General features: G+C 29.3%; 19 protein-coding genes. 16 read left to right on the top strand and 3 right to left on the bottom strand.

Annotated elements, in window-relative coordinates:
- Positions 1-37 precede the first annotated feature (37 nt).
- Positions 38-379: a DUF2853 family protein gene (locus ACMFBB_RS18680; protein ID WP_435262246.1), complete on the bottom strand. Its 342-nt coding sequence runs from the start codon at positions 377-379 to the stop codon at positions 38-40.
- 1,128 nt (positions 380-1,507) lie between these two features.
- On the opposite strand from ACMFBB_RS18680, the gene ACMFBB_RS18685 reads away from it, so the two are divergent.
- The 4 genes from ACMFBB_RS18685 (at position 1,508) to gap (ACMFBB_RS18700) (ending at position 6,327) form a co-directional block, all read left to right on the top strand.
- The gene (locus tag ACMFBB_RS18685; RefSeq protein WP_435262247.1) at positions 1,508-2,878 is read left to right on the top strand and encodes a tetratricopeptide repeat protein; all 1,371 of its coding nucleotides are present in this window, start codon (positions 1,508-1,510) and stop codon (positions 2,876-2,878) included.
- Between the two features lie 309 nt (positions 2,879-3,187).
- On the top strand, positions 3,188-4,174 hold the full coding sequence (gene pfkA / locus ACMFBB_RS18690) for a 6-phosphofructokinase (RefSeq protein ID WP_435262248.1): 987 nt from the start codon (positions 3,188-3,190) through the stop codon (positions 4,172-4,174).
- Positions 4,175-4,183: 9 nt separating this feature from the next.
- Positions 4,184-5,182 (top strand): type I glyceraldehyde-3-phosphate dehydrogenase, encoded by a 999-nt coding sequence (gene gap / locus ACMFBB_RS18695; protein ID WP_435262249.1) that lies wholly within the window; start codon positions 4,184-4,186, stop codon positions 5,180-5,182.
- 152 nt (positions 5,183-5,334) lie between these two features.
- Complete coding sequence (gene gap / locus ACMFBB_RS18700) at positions 5,335-6,327, top strand: type I glyceraldehyde-3-phosphate dehydrogenase (protein ID WP_435262250.1); 993 nt, start codon at positions 5,335-5,337, stop codon at positions 6,325-6,327.
- Between the two features lie 96 nt (positions 6,328-6,423).
- On the opposite strand, the gene ACMFBB_RS18705 is transcribed toward gap (ACMFBB_RS18700), so the two are convergent.
- Together ACMFBB_RS18705 and ACMFBB_RS18710 are read right to left on the bottom strand one after the other, a co-directional pair.
- On the bottom strand, positions 6,424-6,804 hold the full coding sequence (locus ACMFBB_RS18705; RefSeq protein ID WP_435262251.1) for a Rid family detoxifying hydrolase: 381 nt from the start codon (positions 6,802-6,804) through the stop codon (positions 6,424-6,426).
- A gap of 28 nt (positions 6,805-6,832) precedes the next feature.
- Positions 6,833-9,541 (bottom strand): putative LPS assembly protein LptD, encoded by a 2,709-nt coding sequence (locus ACMFBB_RS18710; protein ID WP_435262252.1) that lies wholly within the window; start codon positions 9,539-9,541, stop codon positions 6,833-6,835.
- A 92-nt stretch (positions 9,542-9,633) separates the two neighbouring features.
- Here ACMFBB_RS18710 and ACMFBB_RS18715 point away from each other — a divergent pair, with 92 nt between their 5' ends.
- The 12 genes from ACMFBB_RS18715 (at position 9,634) to ACMFBB_RS18770 (ending at position 21,305) form a co-directional block, all read left to right on the top strand.
- On the top strand, positions 9,634-10,869 hold the full coding sequence (locus tag ACMFBB_RS18715) for an N-acetylmuramoyl-L-alanine amidase family protein (protein ID WP_435262253.1): 1,236 nt from the start codon (positions 9,634-9,636) through the stop codon (positions 10,867-10,869).
- A gap of 65 nt (positions 10,870-10,934) precedes the next feature.
- The gene (locus ACMFBB_RS18720) at positions 10,935-11,894 is read left to right on the top strand and encodes an MlaD family protein (RefSeq protein WP_435262254.1); all 960 of its coding nucleotides are present in this window, start codon (positions 10,935-10,937) and stop codon (positions 11,892-11,894) included.
- A 14-nt stretch (positions 11,895-11,908) separates the two neighbouring features.
- Complete coding sequence (locus ACMFBB_RS18725) at positions 11,909-12,514, top strand: carboxymuconolactone decarboxylase family protein (RefSeq protein WP_435262255.1); 606 nt, start codon at positions 11,909-11,911, stop codon at positions 12,512-12,514.
- A gap of 17 nt (positions 12,515-12,531) precedes the next feature.
- Positions 12,532-13,848 (top strand): 4Fe-4S dicluster domain-containing protein, encoded by a 1,317-nt coding sequence (locus ACMFBB_RS18730; RefSeq protein WP_435262256.1) that lies wholly within the window; start codon positions 12,532-12,534, stop codon positions 13,846-13,848.
- Positions 13,849-13,924: 76 nt separating this feature from the next.
- Complete coding sequence (locus ACMFBB_RS18735; RefSeq protein ID WP_435262257.1) at positions 13,925-14,704, top strand: (Fe-S)-binding protein; 780 nt, start codon at positions 13,925-13,927, stop codon at positions 14,702-14,704.
- 6 nt (positions 14,705-14,710) lie between these two features.
- Positions 14,711-15,220, top strand: a complete 510-nt coding sequence (locus ACMFBB_RS18740; RefSeq protein ID WP_435262258.1) for a PH domain-containing protein — start codon at positions 14,711-14,713, stop codon at positions 15,218-15,220.
- Positions 15,213-16,712, top strand: coding sequence for a PH domain-containing protein (locus ACMFBB_RS18745; RefSeq protein WP_435262259.1), 1,500 nt, complete (start codon positions 15,213-15,215; stop codon positions 16,710-16,712). Before ACMFBB_RS18740 ends, ACMFBB_RS18745 begins: the two co-directional genes overlap by 8 nt.
- Positions 16,703-17,656, top strand: coding sequence for a 1,4-dihydroxy-2-naphthoate octaprenyltransferase (gene menA, locus ACMFBB_RS18750; RefSeq protein WP_435262260.1), 954 nt, complete (start codon positions 16,703-16,705; stop codon positions 17,654-17,656). The genes ACMFBB_RS18745 and menA overlap by 10 nt, the downstream gene beginning before the upstream one ends.
- 76 nt (positions 17,657-17,732) lie before the next feature.
- Positions 17,733-18,248, top strand: coding sequence for an SRPBCC family protein (locus ACMFBB_RS18755; RefSeq protein WP_435262261.1), 516 nt, complete (start codon positions 17,733-17,735; stop codon positions 18,246-18,248).
- On the top strand, positions 18,248-19,285 hold the full coding sequence (gene menC / locus ACMFBB_RS18760; protein WP_435262262.1) for an o-succinylbenzoate synthase: 1,038 nt from the start codon (positions 18,248-18,250) through the stop codon (positions 19,283-19,285). The genes ACMFBB_RS18755 and menC overlap by 1 nt, the downstream gene beginning before the upstream one ends.
- A gap of 3 nt (positions 19,286-19,288) precedes the next feature.
- Positions 19,289-20,257, top strand: a complete 969-nt coding sequence (locus ACMFBB_RS18765) for a CPBP family intramembrane glutamic endopeptidase (RefSeq protein WP_435262263.1) — start codon at positions 19,289-19,291, stop codon at positions 20,255-20,257.
- 1 nt (position 20,258) lies between these two features.
- Positions 20,259-21,305 (top strand): AMP-binding protein, encoded by a 1,047-nt coding sequence (locus ACMFBB_RS18770; protein ID WP_435262264.1) that lies wholly within the window; start codon positions 20,259-20,261, stop codon positions 21,303-21,305.

The raw sequence follows: 21,305 nt of genomic DNA on the forward strand, positions 1-21,305 counted from the left end.
TACTAACGCAGGATCTATTTTTTAAAAAGAAAATATGTTACATCCCGTAAACAGATTCTTTATCAAATTTCTTTGTTAACATGTAGTATACTACAGCACGGTATTTATTTCTTTCAGATTTTCCAATTCTTTCCATAACCTCATTGATTGCTTCGTCTAATTTTGGACCATCAGCTAAACCTAATTTTTTTATTAAGAAGTTTTTCTTGACTGTTTCTAGTTCTTTTGAGTCAGATCCAGATACTGTTTCTGCATCTTTTTTATAGATAGAAGGACCTAATCCTTTTGTAACCGCTTTTAATAAATCTGTATTTGAACGTATATCTCTATCGTCCATAAATTTTTTATACAATTCTACTTTTTCGTCAAATTTACTCATGATTTTTTGTTTGAAAATTATATTTATTCGTTTGAATATTTAGTTCACTCAAATATAGGAAAATAATTGAATCATTCAAATTTGATTGTTTATGAGGTTAACTTTGCTTTTAACTGGTTATATTTTTTCTTTCCACTCTCTAGGTTATAGTTGCATTCTTTTTTATGGTACCAACTTTTATTATTGTGTTCTTGAAGTAATCGATAATTATCGAATATCAGTATAAATGAATAGTCTTTACAAATATTATTTTTGTGTTTAGTTACGTACTAAATATTTTTGAAATTCAGCTAAATAAATCATCAATAGATTTAATATTACCAAATGATTTTTTTTACACAAGGGGTTTTATTATCAGTTCTTTATTATTAGGGTATAAGTTTTTCTAAAATAAATGTTATTTTCATAGGGCTTTAGCGTCAATGTCCTATTGATTTGAAGGTCGTCTTTAAACATTATTCGAGACTCTTTTAAATAAGTTTAACTTTTTAGTTGTGTAAACAATAAAATTATCTTCATATATTGTCTCTATAGTTTCGTGATTGCTGTTGAAAATGTAAATGTTATTTATTCTAGGATTTTATTGTATTAAATTTTTATAAAACTTATTTTATTTAAATCAAAACTTAATGATAATTCAATAAACTTAGTAACATTGGTTAAAAGATAATGGACTATTTCTCTAACTCTATTATAGTACTTCTTACTCAAACATGAATCAAAATCTCTTTTATTAGTAAAGAATTTGATATTTAAGAAAAAGATTTATTTAAAATGGTTTTAATTGTATGCCTTGAAATTACCAATATAATATTGCTTATACTTCTCCTAAAAACAAAGAAGGATTAATAGTAGAGTGTTGTAGCTTTTGATTTTATTACGAATGCTTTTTAAGCTGGTAAACATTTGATAGTATAAATCCAATTATTTGGTGTCTCTTTTTATTGAAAAGCTTTTGATAATTCAGAGTTATATAAATAAATATACTAAGGCGTGTATGTTAAACACTATTAAATTAGTTCTTTAGAAAATAAGAATTGTTAATTATTTTGTTAACAATAAAAGTAAATAAACGTATTTAGGCATTGTTGTTGTTGTAAATTTATATATAATTCAAATCAAAAGACTATGCCTGTATCAAAATTTGAATCCATGTTAAAAACAAATAGCGTTTATTTTTTCGATGCTACAGAGTTTGAGTATATTATAGAACATTATTTAAACATAGGTAAACACTCATTGGCCAAAAAAGCCGTGAAGTTAGGTTTAGAGCAACACCCTACTTCAATTCAATTAAGATTGATGCAAGTAGAATTATTGATTTTTGATGGAGAATTACCATCAGCAATTAAATTATTGGCAGAGATTGAAGCGGTAGAACCCCATAATGATGAAGTGTTTATTCAGAAAGCAACCATTTTATCTAAAAAGAACAAGCACAAAGAAGCAATTGTTGTATTAAAAAAATCTCTTGAATATGTTGAGGGGCCAGAAGATATATGGTCAATGATGGGGATGGAGTATTTATATTTAGATGATTATGAAAATGCTCGTTTAAACTTTGCAAAATGTATTGATGTAGATTACGAGGATTATTCATCACTATATAACATCGTCTATTGTTTTGAGATGGAACAAAATTGTGAAGAAGCAATTAAATTTTTGACTAGTTATATAGAGATAAATCCATACAGTGAAGTAGCTTGGCACCAATTAGGAAGACAATATTTTGAGGTTAAAATGTATGAAAAAGCCTTAGAGTCTTTTGATTATGCAGTTATTATTGATGAAGCTTTTATAGGCGGGTATTTAGAAAAAGCTAAAACACTTGAAAAGCTTGAAAAATATGAAGAAGCGATAGATAATTATTTAATAACATTAGAGTTAGATGACCCAACAGCATACGCATATATAAGAATTGGTGAATGTTATGAAAAATTAGGTAACGTATCAACAGCAATTCATTTTTATAAAAAGGCAGTTCATGAAGATCCTTTATTAGATAGAGGATGGATGATGTTAACAAATGCGTGCTATACTAATAAAAACTATCCTAAATCTTTATACTATATAAATAAAGCTATACAAATAGATGAAGGAAACCCTCTTTATTGGAGGAAGTATGGAGATATAAATTTAAAACTTAATTTTTATGAAGAAGCTGTAAAAGCTTTTTATAAATGTATAGATTTAGGAGACATAGAAATTGAAATATACGTAGCTTTAGCTGATATTTTATTGTTTTTAGGAGATTTTAATGATGCTTTAGCTGTATTGATAAAGGCAAAGAAAATATATAAAGAATTTGCTGAAATTGAATACCGCTTATGTGGTTTGTTTATGATTCTTGATAAAGAAGAGTACAGTTTAACACATCTGAAGAATGCGTTAGCTATAGATTATGAGTATAATTTTATTATTAAAGAATTATATCCTTCAGTTTTTCAAAACCTAAAAGTAAAAGAAATAATAAATAATTTTAAAAGAGTAATTAAATAGTTTTATTTTAAAAAAATAAGCAACCCTTTTTCATAATTTGATAAAGGGTTTTTTTTGTGCTATTTTTTATGTTGATTTTAAATAGTTAAATAATATTTGCTAACTGTTTGCTTGTTGTAAAAAATATGTTAGCAACAATCATGTTTTATTTAACAGAATAATTATCAGAAAAGTTAATTTATCTTTTTTAAATTTATATTTAAATATTTAACAAGAAACAGGGAGTTTTTAGCAGTTAAATTCGAAAACGGTTTCGTTTTTTTTTGTTGAAGTACTCTAAAAAACAACTAGATTTGATATTATAATTTTATGGCAAAAATAATTAAAAAAATAGCAGTAATGACTTCTGGAGGGGATTCTCCAGGAATGAACGCAGCAATAAGGTCTGTAGTTAGAGCTTGTGCTTATTACAGAACAGAATGTATGGGTATTTATAGAGGTTATCAAGGAATGATTGAGGGAGATTTCACTTTGATGACCGCAAGGAGTGTAAATAATATTATACACAAAGGAGGTACTATTTTAAAGTCAGCAAGGTCAAAAGACTTTATGACTGCTGAAGGGAGAAAAAAGGCTCACGAAAATTTATTAGAACATAATATTGATGCATTAGTAGTGATAGGAGGTGATGGCTCATTTACAGGAGGGGTTGTTTTTAACAAGGAGTATAATTTTCCTGTAATAGGTATTCCAGGAACAATTGATAACGATATTCATGGTACATCGCATACTTTAGGGTACGATACTGCTTTGAATACAGCAATGGAAGCTATTGATAAAATAAGAGACACAGCATCTTCTCATAATCGATTGTTTTTTGTTGAGGTAATGGGAAGAGATGCTGGATTTATAGCTTTAAACGCTGGAGTTGGTGCCGGAGCTGAAGAGATATTGATTCCTGAAGAAGATTTAGGACTCGATAGGATGCTTGAATCTCTTAAGAAGAGTAAAAGGTCAGGAAAGTCATCAAGCATTGTAGTTGTAGCTGAAGGAGATAAATCAGGTAAAAATGTTTACCAATTAGCTAATTATGTTGAAGATAATTTACCAGAATATGAGGTAAGAGTTTCTGTTCTTGGACATATGCAGCGTGGTGGTTCTCCAACTTGTTTTGATAGAGTTTTGGCCAGTAGGTTAGGGGTGAAAGCGGTGGAGTTATTAATTGATGGTAATTCAAACCTAATGGTTGGTTTAAAAAATAATGAGGTAGTAGCAACTGATTTAGAAAAAGCAATAAAAGGTATACAAAATATAGATATGGAACTCTTGAGAGTTTCCGATATTATGACGACTTAAATTAAAATTATGATAAAAATAGGGATTAACGGATTTGGTAGAATAGGTAGATTAGCATTTAGATCTGCAGTAAAACGTAGAAATGTACAAGTGGTAGCTATCAATGATTTAATTGAAGATGTAAATTATTTAGCATACATGCTTAAATATGATTCAGTTCATGGAGATTTTGACGGTACTGTAGAAGTTATTGATAATAAATTAATTGTTAATGGTAATCATATTAGAACCACTGCTGAACGTAATCCTGAAAATTTAAAATGGAATGAAGTTGATGTTGAATACGTTATTGAAAGTACAGGTTTTTTTACATTAAAAGAAAAAGCAAAAATGCATATTACTGGTGGTGCTAAAAAGGTAGTGATTTCAGCCCCGTCACCTGATGCTCCTATGTTTGTTATGGGAGTTAATAATAAAGAATTAAAAAAGTCAGATACAATTTTTTCAAATGCTTCCTGTACAACTAATTGTTTATCTCCAGTAGCTAAAGTGTTACATGATAATTTTGGTATAGAAGAAGGATTAATGACTACAGTGCATGCTTCAACTGCAACTCAGAGAACTGTTGATGGGCCTTCTTTAAAAGATTGGCGTGGTGGAAGAGCTGCAATGCACAATATAATACCTTCATCTACTGGAGCTGCAAAGGCGGTAGGAAAGGTAATACCCGAATTATCTGGAAAATTAACAGGAATGGCTTTTAGAGTACCAACAATGGATGTTTCAGTAGTAGATTTAACTGTTAGGTTAAAAAAAGAAGCAAGTTATAATGAGATAAAAAAAACAATGTTGAAAGCTTCTGAAAATGAAATGAAAGGTATTTTAGGATATACAGAAGAAATGGTAGTTTCTCAAGATTTTGTTGGAGATACAAGAACTTCAATTTTTGATGCAAATGCTGGGATAGCTTTATCGGATAATTTTGTGAAAATAATTTCTTGGTATGATAATGAGATAGGATATTCAACCAAAATCGTTGATTTAGTAGAGTATTCTGCATCTTTATAAAGTATAACCAAATCTTTTATTAAAAACTGATAGGAATTTAACTCCTATCAGTTTTTTTATTTTTATAAGCTTTATATTTGTAGTAGTCAAAAGTAAAAGAATTTAAAAATACTTTTCACTTTGTTTATAAGTGAGTAGATAAATAAAATAGAATGATAAAAATTGGAATTAATGGATTCGGAAGAATAGGAAGGTTAGCGTTCCGTTCTGCTGTTCAAAGAGATAATATTGAAGTGGTAGGTATAAATGATTTATTAGATGTAGATTATTTAGCTTATTTATTAAAATATGACTCAGTTCATGGTCGTTTTAATGGAACAGTAGAGGTTAAAGATGGAAATTTAATAGTTAATGATAAAGTAATACGTGTAACTGCTGATAGGAACCCCGAAAACTTAAAATGGGATGAGGTAAAGGCTGATTATGTAGTTGAGTCAACAGGTTTTTTTACAGATAGAGAGAAAGCAATGCTACATATTAAAGGAGGCGCTAAAAAGGTGATTATATCTGCTCCTTCAAAAGATGCTAATATGTATGTTATGGGAGTAAATCATACCGATTTAACAAATGATGAAGTGGTTTTTTCTAACGCTTCATGTACAACAAATTGTTTAGCTCCTTTAACAAAGGTAATTCATGATAATTTTGGTTTAAAAGAAGGTTTAATGACTACTGTTCATGCTGCAACATCAACTCAAAATGTTGTTGATGGACCTAATAAAAAATGGCGTAGAGGTAGATCTGTAGTTAATAATATTATACCTACTAGCACTGGTGCAGCTAAAGCAGTAACAAAAGTAATGCCTGAATTAAAAGGAAAGTTAACAGGAATGGCGGTAAGAGTTCCTGTAGCTGATGTTTCTTTAGTCGACTTAACTTTTAGAACTGAAAAGGAAACATCATTAAAAGAAATTTTAAAAGTTTTAAAGGAGGCTTCTGAAGAAGGTTTTAAAGGTATTATTGGGTATACGGAAGATGAAGTAGTTTCTCAAGACTTTGTTTCTGAGCCTAGAACTTGTGTTATTGATGCAGGTGCGTGTTTAGAACTAAATGAAAATTTTTTTAAAGTGATATCATGGTATGATAATGAATTTGGTTATGCGACTAAAATAATAGATTTATTAGAGTATTCAGCATCCTTATAATTTATTTTAAAAATGCTTTTTGACGGGTGTATCATATAAAACAAAAAAAGTCCTTTGTATAACAAAGGACTTTTTTTGTTTTAATTATTAGTTAGCTTATTTTATGGCAATCATGCTGATTTCTACATTTACATATTTAGGTAAATTGGCAACTTCTACTGTTTCTCTTGCAGGGGCAGTTGCTTCATTAAAATAAGTAGCATATACTTCATTAATTTTAGAGAAGTTCCTCATGTCAGAAATGAAAATAGACGTTTTTACAACATTTTCAAAAGTCATTTCAGCAGCTGTTAGTACTTCTTTCATGTTCTCCATTACCTGTTTAGTTTCCGATTCGATAGAATCTAAAACTAACTCACCATTTTCTGGGTTGAATGCTACTTGACCTGATGTGTACAAAGTGTTTCCACTTAATACCGCTTGATTATATGGCCCTATAGGAGCTGGTGCTTTACTTGTTTTTATTATTTTTTTCATGAAATTATATATATCTATTGTGAGGTTTTTAAAATAACACCCTATCTGGTGGTTGGTTTTTGTCCCATTTTAAATCACTTAAAACAGATGATTTAACACCTATGAAGAAATAGTAAGATGCAAATTGACCAAAAGGAGTCCAAGAAAAATTAAAATTCCAACTATCTAAATCTCTAGCAAATCTTAACGTGGTGTTAGTAAAAGCATTTCTTTTTATATCATATCCAGAATTTATTCCTACTTTCCATTTAGGTGATAATTCTACATCACCACTAAACATTAATGAATTATTACCAATGCCGCTTGAAATTCCATTATTAGTGTAATTTATAGCATACACTATGTTAAGATTCCACGGTATATTAGCTCTGTATAGTTTTGTTTTTTTTGTAGTGTTTTCAGTATTAGAATTGTTTTGACTGTTACTTGGGTTTATACTAAAATCATTGGTGGCAGGATTGTTTACACCAAACACATCCGGGGTGTTTTGAGCACCATTACCAGATTTGTTTTCATTTTTTTTCTCTTCTTTTTTGTCAAAATCTTTACTGGAAATAGAATAGTTAGCACTAATACCAACATTGGTAATTCTAAAGATATCAGAATTAAATTTGTTAATTAAATCACCTTTACTGTTTACTTGGTAAGGGTTTAATGTGGCATTTAGGTTTACTGCTAGTTTGTCTTTAAAAAGTCTAGTACCTGCACTAGCTGTTACTGGACTCCAGCGCAAACTATCAGCTGCAATATTATAACTTGTGCTAAAGTTTAAGTTGTTTAAAATAGTTATTTTTTTGTCTTCTTCATCACTGTCAAGATCTTTAGGAGCAACCTTTGCCTCTAAAACATTATTTAAGGAAATACCAATTGAATTTGATAATCCACTAGCAGGTGTTCCATAAATACCCCCCTCAAAAGGAGAGTATGTTAGTAAGTCGTTAGGGTCAATACTCTGTTTTACTTGTAAGTTGTAGTCTTTAGCGAAATCAGGACGATAACCATAAGAAATAGAAGGTCTAAATGTATGTCTGATAGCTTTTAATCGACCTTTTTTAAAGTTAAAAGTTCCATATATATTAGTAGAAATTGAGACGCCAAAATTGTAATCGTGGAAACGATTAAAACCATTTATAGTATCGTTAACAACAGCTCCAAGGTTTCCATTTGAATTACGTATGTTAGGATCAAATCGTTTATTAATTTTTCTAAAGTACCATACATCCTTATAGTTTACACTTGGAGATAAGGTAAAGTATTTGAAAGCTTTGATATTAGTGTTTGTGCTTACGGTGTGTTGAATACCAGAATTTGCTTTTTTAAACATAATAGGTTTAAAGAATTCTGAATCAGTAGTGTTAATTCTATATTCTCCGCTCATACTATAACTAACTCCCATTTTTTGAATAGGATTTTCTTTCAAGCCGCCTTTACCTGTGAAAGGATAAATTCTATCCATGTTTACTTGTAGTGATGGAAGGGTCATAGTGATAGAATTATTGTTGGTATTTTGAGAATGAGTAGCAGTAACATTCATGTTAAAAGGAGTACCAACAAAGTTTTTGAAATAGGATATGGAAGAACTCAAAGTATTTGTTAATCTTTGAGAGTTGTTAATCTCATTAATAGACTGATTGTAATATTGGCTACTACCAACATTTACAGAAGCAGAAAATCGAGAATTAGGACTCGATTTTGAATCCTGACTATGGTTCCATCTAATATTAAAATTAGATCGTTTACTATAGCCACTTAACCCTCTAACTCCTTGAATGATATTTTCAAATCTAATATTAAAGTTACCACTAGATCTATATCGAAAGTAATATTTTGATTCACTACTAAGTCCCCAGCTACCATTGGTGTATATGTCACCTAAAAGCGTTAAATCAAAATAATCACTTAAAGCAAAGTAATATCCACCATTAGACAAAAAGAAACCTTGGTTTGAACGTTCCCCATAGGAAGGAATAATAAATCCAGATGAGCGTTTATCTGTTAAAGGAAAGTAAGCAAATGGCAAGAATAAAGGAGTAGGAACGTCTGCTATTACTAAATTACTACCCCCAACTATAATTTTTTTCCCAGGTACTAGCTTTGCTTTATTAGTTGCTATATAAAAATCTGGATTCTTCTTTTTAGAAGTTGTAAAACGAAGTTTACGCATATAAATTGTTGAGTCATTAACACGTTTGGTTTTTTCTCCATAAGTAATTATACCACTTTGAACAGTTTTAACGCCATAGACTAATGCTTTCTTGGTTTTAAAATTAAAAAGAATAGAATCCTGTTCACTTTCTTGATTCCCTTGTTTAAAAACGGGGCGTTGGTGATATCCTAAACTATCTTTTATCCCTTTAGCATATACTGTACTTTTCTTATAGTCTAATATAATAATACCAGCTTTTAAGTCTATATCAGTATACGTAACTCTAGCATTATTATATAAAGTAACTGTTTTGTTTTTTGCATTTTGTATTGTATAATCTTCAGCGTCATGAGTAATAATACCTTCAATAACCTCTTTAGGTTTTATTGAGTCAGTTACAGTGGAATCTTTGATTTTTTTTAAATTACTATCCTTTTTAATGTTAAAAAGGGTGTCTTTAGAAATTTTTAATTGTTTTTGTTCCTTTGGTTTCTGAGGGCTAATTGCTTTTTTACCAAATTCTTGAGCGGTACTTGATTGAAAACAAAAAAGGTAGAAAGCTAAAAGTATGTAAGTTAGATTTGTTTTCAATATATTAAATACTATTTTTGTGTTTAATTAAATATATGGCTTACTATTTGCGTTAACAAATTTTAAATGTCAAAATTACTTAAAATTTATTGATGAGAATCTTAAAATTCACCAAAAATAATATCAAAAATTTAACTTTTATATTTTTTATAGGAATTACTTTCTTTACAGGGATTAAAAGAGTAACGGCTCAAAAAAAGTATGTTGTTGTTCTTGATGCTGGGCATGGAGGTAAAGATCCAGGAAACTTAGGTAATGGGTATAGAGAAAAAAATATAGCACTTCGTGTTGCTTTAGATGTGGGTAAAGAGTTACTAACAGCAAAGGACATTGAAGTTGTTTACACGCGAAAAAAAGATGTGTTTGTAGAGTTACATAATAGAGCTAAAATAGCAAATAATAAGAAAGCAGATTTATTTGTTTCTATTCATTGTGATTCATACTCTAAAGCAAGAGCTCATGGAGCAGGAACTTTTGTGTTAGGATTAAAAGGGAATAGTAAAAACCTACAAATAGCAAAAAGAGAAAATGCATCTATTTTATACGAGGATAATTATAGACAGAATTATGACTACGACCCTAATTCTCCTGAGTCACTTATTGGATTATCAGTATTACAAGAAAAAAATTTAGATAACAGTTTGGCTATTGCGAGTCATATTCAAACAAATTTTTCTAATTTAAAACGGTTTGATAGGAAAGTAAAGCAAGATAATTTTTTGGTATTAAGAGAAACTATTATGCCTAGCGTTTTAGTTGAGCTTGGTTTTTTAACAAATAAGGCTGAAGGACGTTTTTTGAATACAAGAAGGGGACAAATAAAAATGGCGAAAGCTATTGCTGAGGCAATCAAGAAATACGTAAATCAATTAAAAATAAACACAGTGGGAGGAAGTACTCCTTTAATTGCAAAAGAAACTAAAAAAGAAATTGTATCTAAAAAGAAGAAGTTAGTAGGTAAAAGATCAGTTATTAAAAAGAGTAAAATAGTAACAACAAAGAAGGACGTTAAAAAAGTAAAAATTAAAACTCAAAATGTAACTGTAAAAAAACAAAAGAAGAATACAGCATTAATAGAGTTTAAAGTTCAAATTGCAGCTTCTAAAAGAACACTCACAAAAAATAATTTTAACTTAAAAGGATTAAAGAACGTAAAATCAATGTTTATTGATGGTTATCATAAATATTATTACGGTAATACTGTTGTTTTTCAAGAGGTTAAAAAGTTTCTAGTAGAGGCTAGAAAAGCTGGTCATAAAGATGCTTTTGTTGTAGCCTTCAAAGGAGGTAAAAAAATTTCAATAAAAGAAGCATTAAAAACCAAGTAAATTAAGTACAAACTGTACAATAACTGCAAAATTATTGTTATTTTCGCTTGTAATAAATTTGTTAGATGTCTAAGGAGTTAAAAACAGGAATAGTAGCAGTAGTAATCATAGCATTATTTGTATGGGGATATAATTTTTTAAAAGGACAAGATCTTTTTAGCCCAAATACAAGACATTTTTATGTTGAATATGATAATGTAAATGGCCTAAATCAAACTAGTTTAGTGACCATAAATGGATTAAATGTAGGTAAAGTAGCTGAAATAAATTTTAGTTCTAATCCCGATAGAAAAGGAAAAATAGTTGTTAAATTTTTTCTTAAAAATAAATTTAAATTTTCTAAAAACAGTGTAGCTAAGATTTACTCAGCTGGTTTAATGGGGGGGCAAAATTTAGCTATAGTACCAGTTTACGATGGTGAAGAAGCAAAATCAGGAGACTTTTTAAAAGGAAAAATAGAATCTGATTTTATGGCTTCTCTAAGTGAAAAATTAAGTCCCAAAATAGAAAGTACATTAGTAGGGGTGGATACGCTTGTGAGTGCTTTAAATCAGGTGCTTAGTGTTAAATCTAGAGAGAGTTTAAATAGAAGTATTTTGGGGCTTGAAGGAACGATTTCTGATGTTAGAAAAACGTTGTCTTCAGTGAATCAGTTAGTAATTAGAAATAATTCAAATATAGATTCTACGTTAATTAATGCTAAAAAAATAACTACTAACTTTTCTAAAGTATCTGAAGAATTAGCTAAAGCTAATCTTTCTCAAACAGTTAAAAAACTTGAAACGGTTCTAGCCAGTGCAAATGTTATACTATCAAAGGTGAAAAATGGTAAAGGAACTCTTGGTAAATTAATGACAGATGAAAAAATGTATATTAATTTAACAAATGCTTCTAAAGAAATGGAGGAACTGTTGCGTGAGTTAAAATTAAACCCTAAACGTTTTGTGCATTTTTCATTGTTTGGGAAAAAAGCGAAGCCATTCAATAAAGAAAATAATAATAAAAATATAAGCAATACTAAATAAATACTATCTTTTTAATGAGTTGGATAAAAATAATTTCTTTTAATGAAGCGCAAGGAAAATTAAAAAGGTTATATTCAAAAGTAACGGGACCTAATAATAATGTAGATAACATTATGTTAATTCATGGCTTAAGACCTCATACAATGGTTGGTCATATGGCATTGTATAAAAATGTACTACATAATAGTAATAATACATTACCTAAGTGGTATCTTGAAACATTAGGGGTTTATGTTAGTATATTGAATAAATGTGATTATTGTATTGAACATCATTTTTCAGGATTGAAAAAATTGTTAAAAAATGATGATACGTCAGATTCTATAAGAAAACAACTTGAGTTAAATTCTTTTTCATCGGTTGTTTTAGATGATAAATATATCAGTGGGTTGAAGTATGCTGAAAAATTAACTTTAATGCCTAATACGTTAATTGAAGAAGATATAAATGAAATGAGAATGAAAGGGTTAACTGACGGAGAAATTCTTGAAATAAACCAAGTGATTAGCTATTTTAATTATGCTAATAGAACGGTTTTAGGGTTAGGAGTTTCAACAAGAGGAGATGTCTTGGGACTCTCTCCTAATAGCTCTGAAGACGACAATTGGAATCATCAATAAAAATTAATAAATAATACATGGAAAATTACGTGCCAAACATCTTTTTTGCTATTATTTTAATAGCAGGTATAGGATATTTTGTAATGAATGTTCGAAAGCTGATTAGAAATATTAAACTGGGTAAAGATATTGATAGAACAGATAGAAAGCCTGAGCGTTGGAAAAATATGGCTAAAATAGCACTAGGTCAATATAAAATGGTTCGTCGACCAGTTTCAGGAATTTTACATGTAGTGGTATATGTGGGGTTCATACTTATCAATATTGAAATGCTTGAAATTGTAATCGATGGATTATTTGGAACACATCGAGTTTTTCAACCAATACTCGGAAATGCAGTATATGGTTTCTTAATTGGTAATTTTGAGGTTTTAGCTTTTTTAGTTCTTGTTGCTGTTCTTGTTTTTTGGTTTCGAAGAAATATTGAAAGGGTAAAACGTTTCTGGAGTAAGGAAATGAAAGGATGGCCGAAAAATGATGGTAACATTATTTTATATTTTGAAATAGTTTTAATGTCATTGTTTTTAATAATGAATGCTACTGATGTTAAGTTTCAGGAAGCTGGAGCAGGGAATATAATCTCTCAATTTATAGCACCTTGGTTTAGTAGCTTTTCACATGAAGAATTACATACAATAGAAAAAGTATCTTGGTGGCTACATATTATAGGGATTTTAATTTTCCTAAACTATTTATATTATTCAAAACACTTACACATATTATTGGCATTTCCAAATACCTATTTTGCAAATTTAAAACCTAAAGGTCAGTTTACCAATGTAGCGTCTGTTACTAAAGAGGTAAAAATGATGATGGACCCTGATGCAGACCCTTATGCAATGCCAGAAGAGGGGGAAGAGGAAGGTGACCCTGAAAAGTTTGGAGCTTCTGATGTAACCGATTTAAATTGGGTACAATTAATGAATGCCTACACTTGTACTGAATGTGGAAGATGTACTTCTTCTTGTCCTGCGAATTTAACAGGTAAAGAATTATCACCTCGTAAAATAATGATGGATACTCGTGACCGTTTAGAAGAGGTCGGTAAAAACATTGATGCAAATGGAGGAACATTTAAAGATGATGGGAAACAGTTATTAAACGATTATATTTCACCAGAAGAGTTATGGGCTTGTACTAGTTGTAATGCTTGCGTTCAAGAATGTCCTATAGGTATAGATCCATTGTCAATTATAATGGAGATGCGACGTTATTTAGTTATGGAAGAGTCAGCAGCACCTCAAGAGTTGAATATGATGATGACTAATATTGAGAACAATGGAGCGCCATGGCAGTATAGTCAGATGGATAGACTCAATTGGAAAGATGAATAAAGTTTAATAAGCTTGAAAACTTTATAAAATGAAAAGGAGTATTTAAATTTAATAACAAAAATTAACAACTTACAATATGAACGTACCAACAATGGCAGATATGATGGCTCAAGGAAAACAACCAGAAGTGTTGTTTTGGGTAGGAGCAGCTGGAAGTTACGATGATAGAGCAAAAAAAATAACAAAAGCTTTTGTGAAAATATTGCACCAAGCTAATGTTGATTTTGCGGTATTAGGTACAGAAGAGAGTTCAACAGGTGATGCGGCAAAACGAGCTGGAAATGAGTTTTTATTTCAAATGCAAGCAATGACCAATATAGAGGTGTTGAATGCTTATGAAGTAAAAACAATTGTAACATGTGACCCTCATTCATTTAATACTTTAAAAAATGAGTATACAAGTTTAGGTGGAAATTATGAGGTGTTTCATCATACTCAATATATAAGTAAATTAATTAAAGATGGTCGCTTATCAATAGAAGATGATAATTTAAAGAATAAACGTTTAACATACCATGATCCTTGTTATTTAGGAAGAGCCAATGATGTTTATGAAAGTCCACGAGAATTGATTCGTCGTTTAGGAGTTAAAATGACAGAAATGAAGCGTCATAAATCTACTGCATTATGTTGCGGAGCTGGTGGAGCACAAATGTTTAAAGAACCAGAAAAAGGTGACAAAGACATTAATATTTTAAGAACTGAAGATGCAATAGAAACTAAACCTCAAATAATAGCAACTGGTTGTCCTTATTGCAATACTATGATGACAGATGGAGTGAAGTTTAAGGAAAAAGAAGATCAAATTGAGGTTAAAGATATTGCAGAGTTAATTGCTGACGCAAATAATTTATAGTTTGAGATGGATCAATTTCTAAATTTTGAAGTAGTCAATTTTCCAGAAATAGAAAAAATCAACTTTAAAAAAGTACATAAGAATTATTTAAAAGTTATTTTAATAAACTTTTTTTGTTTTTCTGTTGTATTGATATCAATATCAGTATTTTTAATTCAAAAAATAGTAGAAAAAGAAGTATTAGAATACTCAATTTACTTATATAGCTTTTTGATCCTTGGAATTTTAAGTTATACAATTATTTTAATTCTGGGGTTTAGAAAGAGAAAATATGCTGTAAGAGATAAAGACATTTCTTACAAAAGTGGTCTTTTGTTAAAAAAGACAACTACAGTTCCTTTTTCTAGAATTCAACATTTAGAAATAAATGAACGAATGTTTTCTAGGCTTTTTAAATTAGCTTCTTTGAGTGTTTATACAGCAGGCGATAGTAGTGATGATTTAGAAATAAAAGGGATAGAAAAAAAGACAGCGATTCAAATTAAAGAATTTATTAGTTCTAGAATCAATGGGTAATAATTATACTTTTTCTGAGTTTTCTCGTCAATCTTTAAAAGGAATCATTATAATTTATGTAAACGGAATAGTTAAAATTATAAAGAAAACGTGGGTTTTATGGGTTCTTTTGATAGCTAAGCTTTCTAAGTATACGAGTACAGAAAATAAATATATTCTTTTATGTATTTCCTTGTTTTTGTTTTTTCTATTTATTAGGTCTTATTTAATTTTTAAGTTTTTCCAATTTAAATTAGATAAAGATACTTTTGTATTAAAGCAAGGGGTTTTATCAAGAAAAAAAACAACTGTTTTATTTGAGAGAATACAAAATGTAAATTTTGAACAAAATTTAATTCAACAAATTATAAATGTTTATGGTGTAAGTATAGAAACAGCAGGTTCAAAAAAAACTGAAATTAAAATAAAAGCCTTATCACATTCAAAAGCTATAGCCTTAAAAAAAAGAATTTTTGAAAAATCTACTTCAATTAATAAAGAAGAGGTAGATAAAACTGTAGAACCATTTTTAAAAATAAATTTTAAAAATTTATTAAGAGTTAGTCTTACAGAAAATCATATCTATAGCTCAATTTTACTTTTAACAGTTCTGGTGTCAGGATATCAACAAATAAAAGATGTTTTAGTATATTTTATAGAAAAAAAAGATTTTGAAACCTCTATAGCAAATAGCGGAGAAATTATATTAGGAAGTTTTGTTTTTATATTTTTAGCAATTGCCTTATTTATAATCGGAAGCATATTAGTTTCTTTTGTAAGAGTAATTGTAATGCATTTTGAATTACATGTATATCTAAAAAAAAATACATTTGAAATAACGCAAGGTTTATTTAAAAAGAAAACTGTTGTTTTAAGAAAAGAGAAAGTACAAAACATTACTATATCTACTAATCCTATTAAAAGAAAATTAGGTATATCATTTGTAAATTTTAAGCAGGCTGTTAGTGGAGGAGGCAAAAAAAAGAGAGAAAAAGAAATTAAAATAGTTGGATGCAATGTTAAACAATTAGAAGAAATTAAAAGTGTTTTATTTAATACTAATAAATTAGATGGGGAGCATAAAGAAATTCCTCATACTTATTATAAAACAAAAAGTTTATATGGAGCGGCTTTATTGTTAATTTTGACGAATCTTTTTTTATTTTGGACTATTAAACGTGTTGATGTTTTATATAGTAATTTTTTGCTGATTCCATTATTTTATTTTTTAATTACTAAGAGAGTGAAAAAAAGTTTTTTCAAGAAAACTAATGATCTATTACTAGTGGGGTCTGGTCTTATAGAAACTCATTATACTTATCTAGAACTATTTAAAATTCAGAATATAAAGATGAAACAAACGGTATTTCAAGAAAAGAGAAATATTGTCGATTTAGTTTTGCAAACTGCTTCTGGAAAAATTAAAATTCCATGTGTAAGAGAGGAAAGAGCAATGGAAATATACAATCAAATTTTATATAAAGTAGAAAGTAGTAACAAAAGATGGATGTAAATAATTATATAAAAGCAGCACGTCTGCGAACTTTACCATTATCAGTATCAGGAATTATCGTAGGAGCTTTTTTAGGAGGCTATGATAGTTTTATTACTGCACAAGATACTTTTTTTAATTCAGCGGTATCTATAAAAAGCATGCCTCTATATCAATCTTTAATTTTTTGGTTAGCAATTTTAACAACCATAGGATTTCAAGTTTTATCAAATTTTGCAAATGATTATGGTGATGGGGTTAAAGGGACTGATAATGATAGAAAAGGAGAAACTAGAATGGTTTCTTCTGGAGCTATTTCACCTAAACAAATGAAAAGAGCAATGATTATAACAGCACTTGTAACGTTGGTAATAGCTTTGTTACTAATTTACAAAGCTTTTGGTAAAGAGAATTTTTTATACTCTTTAGTTTTCTTTGTGTTTGGGATATCATCTATTATAGCAGCTATAAAATATACAGTAGGGAAGTCTGCTTATGGTTATAGTGGGTTTGGAGATTTTTTTGTTTTTGTTTTCTTTGGTTTATTGTCAGTAGTAGGTACCTATTTTTTATATACAAAAGAATTAAATTTCATCATTTTTTTACCAGCTTTTACTATTGGTTTGTTGAGTACTGCTGTATTGAATTTAAATAATATGCGTGATAGGGTGAACGATGCAAAATCAAATAAAAATACATTGGTAGTTAAAATAGGAACTAAAGCAGCAAAATATTATCACTATAGTTTATTAATCAGCTCTTTTTTATTTACTTTTTTATATACAGTAATACGTTATCAATCACCATTTCAATTATTATTTATAATAGCATACATTCCATTAATTAAGCATTTGTTTTTTGTTATGAAAAATAAAAATGAAGTACTATTAGATGGAGAATTAAAAAAAGTAGCTTTAAGTACATTTTTATTCGCTATCCTTTTTGGATTAGGACAAGTTTTGTAAATTTCAATTAAAAATAAAGAGTTAGCCTTGTTAGAAATAGGTGAGTCTATAACAATATAGTTTTATAAATACGATTATGAAAAAAGTAAAAATTATCCTGGGAATAATCATCACATTGTCTATCGCTTTTTTTGCGACTGGAGTAATAATTAAAGAGTTAAATTACGAATCTAAAGTAACTATAAACAAACCAATTGAGGAAGTGTTCGCTCTTTTTAATAATGACAATAATTTATCTAAATGGATTCCTGAAATAAAATCAGTTAAAGTAAAAAATAAGGTTGATGGAATTGTAGGGAGTACCTTTGCAGTGACGGTATTGAATCAAGGTCAAGAAATGACTTTAGAGGAAAAGGTGTTGGCATTTGAACAAAATAAAAATATAAAGTTATTATTTGTTGGAGGAGGTATGCGTAAAACTGATGATTATTTGTTTGAAAATAAAGAAGGTAAAACTATAGTTATTCTGAAGGCGAACTGCAAAAGTACAGGGTTTATTTTAGGCTGTATGTTACCATTTGTAAAAGGTAAGTTGCAGAATCAAGATCAACAATATCTTACTAACTTTAAAGAATTTGTAGAAAAAGAATAATGATAAAAGCAAACTATAAACAGTACCTACTAAATTTTAAACAAGCGAGTGGAACCTCTCGAGGTATTCTAAGAACTAAAGAAACTTGGTATGTTTTTCTTGAGAAAGAAGGAAAAAAAGGTTGGGGAGAGTGTGGCTTGTTTAGAGGTTTGAGTATAGATGATACAGTTGACTATGAGGAAAAATTAAAGTGGGTATGCGCTAATATTAATATAGGGTTACAAAACCTATTAAGTAAGTTAATTGAATACCCATCTATTCAATTCGGAATTGAACAAGCATTTTTATCATTAGAAAGTGCGAATCCATTTGAGTTGTTTCCATCTGAATTTACTAAAGGGGAAAAAGAGATTTCTATTAATGGTTTAATTTGGATGGGGGATAAATCGTTTATGCAACAACAAATCAAAGAGAAATTGCAACAAGGATTTACTACGATAAAAATGAAAATTGGAGCAATAGATTTTGATACTGAATTAGAATTATTAACATCAATAAGAAAAGAGTTTTCTTCTGCTGAAATAGAACTTCGTGTTGATGCCAATGGTGCATTTAAACCTGAAAAAGCATTAGATAAATTACAACGATTATCTGAATTAACAATTCACTCTATTGAGCAACCTATTAAACAAGGTCAGTGGCAAGAAATGGCTAGTTTATGTGAAAAAACACCTTTGCCTATTGCATTAGATGAAGAGTTAATAGGGGTGTTTTCAATTGAGGACAAGCAAAAATGTATCGAAACGATACAACCACAATATGTTATTTTAAAACCAAGCTTAATTGGAGGGGTAAATGGAAGTAATGAATGGATAGAGATGGCCACAAAATACAATGCTGATACTTGGATAACAAGTGCTTTAGAAAGTAATATAGGTTTGAATGCTATTGCTCAATGGACATATACGTTAAATAATTCCTTACCTCAAGGATTAGGAACTGGAAGTTTGTTTACAAATAATTTTGAGAGTCCTCTGGAGGTAAAAAAAGGAAACTTATTATACAACACTAGTAAAAACTGGAATTTTAAAATATAAACTATGAATTTTATTCAACAAGCTTATAAAGGTGAAAATAAATGGTATTTATACATACTTGTTGTTTGTATTGTTTTCTTTGGTTGGCAAATTATAGGTGTTATGCCTTTGGCATTGACGGCAGTTCTTCATTCAGCTGATATTTCCGAGTTTACTGAAGCAGCTAATAATAATTTTATGACATTAGGCATAAATAAAAACTTGTTTTTATTTATGATGATAGTAATGTTTGCTATAGGGCTACTTTTTTTATTTATAGGGGTTAAATTCGTGCATAAAAGAGCTGTAAAAACGATTGTAACAAGTAGAGAACATATTGATTGGAAACGTTTTTGGTTTGGCTTTTTTACTTGGGGGATTATTTCTTCATTAGTCATTGGAATAGGCATTTTACTTGAGCCTGAAAGTTATGTTTGGAATTTTAATGCTGTGCCTTTTTTTACTTTAGTAGCAATATCATTTTTGTTTTTACCAATACAAACTAGTTTTGAAGAACTCCTATTCAGAGGTTATTTTATGCAAGCTTTTGGAGTGTTAGTAAAAAATAGATGGTTTCCTTTACTTATAACATCAATAGCTTTTGGTTTATTGCATGGCGCTAATCCCGAAGTTGAAAAATTAGGTCCTATCTCTATGGTGTTTTATATTGGAACAGGGCTGTTTTTTGGAATTACAACACTAATGGATGAAGGAACCGAGTTAGCCTTGGGTTTACATGCAATTAACAATATTGTAGCTGCGTTTTTTGTCACTACTGACTGGACTGTTTTTCAAACCAATGCATTATTTGTTGATACATCTGAACCTTCAGTTGGATTGGAAATGTTTTTGCCTGTATTTGTTTTATATCCTTTAATGTTATTATTGTTTTCTAAAAAATATGGATGGAAAAATTGGAAAGAAAAACTTTGTGGAAAAGTAAGTATTCCATTGAGTGAAGAACTATTGGAAGAAATTAGTGGAGTAAATTAATATGAATACTGGTTTTAAATTAAATGGTCAAAGCTTTGTTGATGCTAATGAATTATTAGAGTTTTCTAAAACTTTATCTGAAGATAGTTATTGTTTTTTTTCTAATTGGTTTAATAATGAAGATTATATCATAGTCCAAACGTCTGGCTCTACCGGGACTCCTAAGTTAATAAAGTTAAAGAAGGAGTTTATGCGTAATTCTGCTATGGCTACCGGTACTTTTTTTAATTTGAAAGAAAAAACAACAGCACTTTTATGCATGCCTACTAATTTTATTGCAGGAAAGATGATGTTGGTAAGAGCCTTAACTTTAGGTTGGCATCTTGACATAGTTGCTCCTAAGTCAAATCCACTTATAAATACCGATAAAACATATGACTTTTCAGCTATGGTGCCTTTGCAATTGCAAGCATCTTTATCTGAAATACATAGAGTAAAAAAATTAATAGTTGGTGGGGGTGTAGTTTCAACTGATTTAATCGAAAAAATTCAAGGTATTTCTACACAGGTTTTCGCTACTTATGGCATGACGGAAACCATTACACATATCGCTGTAAAAAAAATAAATAATTTTTTAACGTTAGATAAAAGTAGTAGTACTGAATTATGCTACAAAGTATTGCCTGGTGTTGTTATAAAAAAAGATGAAAGGAGTTGTTTAATAATAAAAGCGCCTAAAGTATCAGACAAGGTAATAATAACAAACGATGTAGTTCAGTTAATTTCCGAGACTGAGTTTGAATGGTTAGGAAGATATGATAATGTTATTAATTCTGGAGGAATAAAATTACATCCTGAAGTAATAGAAGAAAAGTTGTCAACTATTTTATCACAACGTTTTTTCGTAGCTGGAATCCCAGATACTGTTTTAGGAGAAAAGATGATTTTAGTTGTGGAAGGAAATGAGTGTAAGTTAGATTTCGGTAAAAATATTTTATTAACTAAATATGAACACCCAAAAGAAGTGTTTTTTATACCTGAATTTATAGAAACAGAGACAAAAAAAATCCAACGTAAGAGAACATTGGATTTAGTATTTAGCAAATAA

Source organism: Tenacibaculum sp. nBUS_03 (assembly GCF_051201695.1).
Classification (GTDB): Bacteria; Bacteroidota; Bacteroidia; order Flavobacteriales; family Flavobacteriaceae; genus Polaribacter.

Coding starts and splice junctions, on each gene's coding strand:
- ACMFBB_RS18680 (WP_435262246.1), bottom strand. CDS start 379: ATGAGTAAATTTGACGAAAAAGTAGAATTGTATAAAAAATTTATGGAC.
- ACMFBB_RS18685 (WP_435262247.1), top strand. CDS start 1,508: ATGCCTGTATCAAAATTTGAATCCATGTTAAAAACAAATAGCGTTTAT.
- pfkA (WP_435262248.1), top strand. CDS start 3,188: ATGGCAAAAATAATTAAAAAAATAGCAGTAATGACTTCTGGAGGGGAT.
- gap (WP_435262249.1), top strand. CDS start 4,184: ATGATAAAAATAGGGATTAACGGATTTGGTAGAATAGGTAGATTAGCA.
- gap (WP_435262250.1), top strand. CDS start 5,335: ATGATAAAAATTGGAATTAATGGATTCGGAAGAATAGGAAGGTTAGCG.
- ACMFBB_RS18705 (WP_435262251.1), bottom strand. CDS start 6,804: ATGAAAAAAATAATAAAAACAAGTAAAGCACCAGCTCCTATAGGGCCA.
- ACMFBB_RS18715 (WP_435262253.1), top strand. CDS start 9,634: ATGAGAATCTTAAAATTCACCAAAAATAATATCAAAAATTTAACTTTT.
- ACMFBB_RS18720 (WP_435262254.1), top strand. CDS start 10,935: ATGTCTAAGGAGTTAAAAACAGGAATAGTAGCAGTAGTAATCATAGCA.
- ACMFBB_RS18725 (WP_435262255.1), top strand. CDS start 11,909: ATGAGTTGGATAAAAATAATTTCTTTTAATGAAGCGCAAGGAAAATTA.
- ACMFBB_RS18730 (WP_435262256.1), top strand. CDS start 12,532: ATGGAAAATTACGTGCCAAACATCTTTTTTGCTATTATTTTAATAGCA.
- ACMFBB_RS18735 (WP_435262257.1), top strand. CDS start 13,925: ATGAACGTACCAACAATGGCAGATATGATGGCTCAAGGAAAACAACCA.
- ACMFBB_RS18740 (WP_435262258.1), top strand. CDS start 14,711: ATGGATCAATTTCTAAATTTTGAAGTAGTCAATTTTCCAGAAATAGAA.
- ACMFBB_RS18745 (WP_435262259.1), top strand. CDS start 15,213: ATGGGTAATAATTATACTTTTTCTGAGTTTTCTCGTCAATCTTTAAAA.
- menA (WP_435262260.1), top strand. CDS start 16,703: ATGGATGTAAATAATTATATAAAAGCAGCACGTCTGCGAACTTTACCA.
- ACMFBB_RS18755 (WP_435262261.1), top strand. CDS start 17,733: ATGAAAAAAGTAAAAATTATCCTGGGAATAATCATCACATTGTCTATC.
- menC (WP_435262262.1), top strand. CDS start 18,248: ATGATAAAAGCAAACTATAAACAGTACCTACTAAATTTTAAACAAGCG.
- ACMFBB_RS18765 (WP_435262263.1), top strand. CDS start 19,289: ATGAATTTTATTCAACAAGCTTATAAAGGTGAAAATAAATGGTATTTA.
- ACMFBB_RS18770 (WP_435262264.1), top strand. CDS start 20,259: ATGAATACTGGTTTTAAATTAAATGGTCAAAGCTTTGTTGATGCTAAT.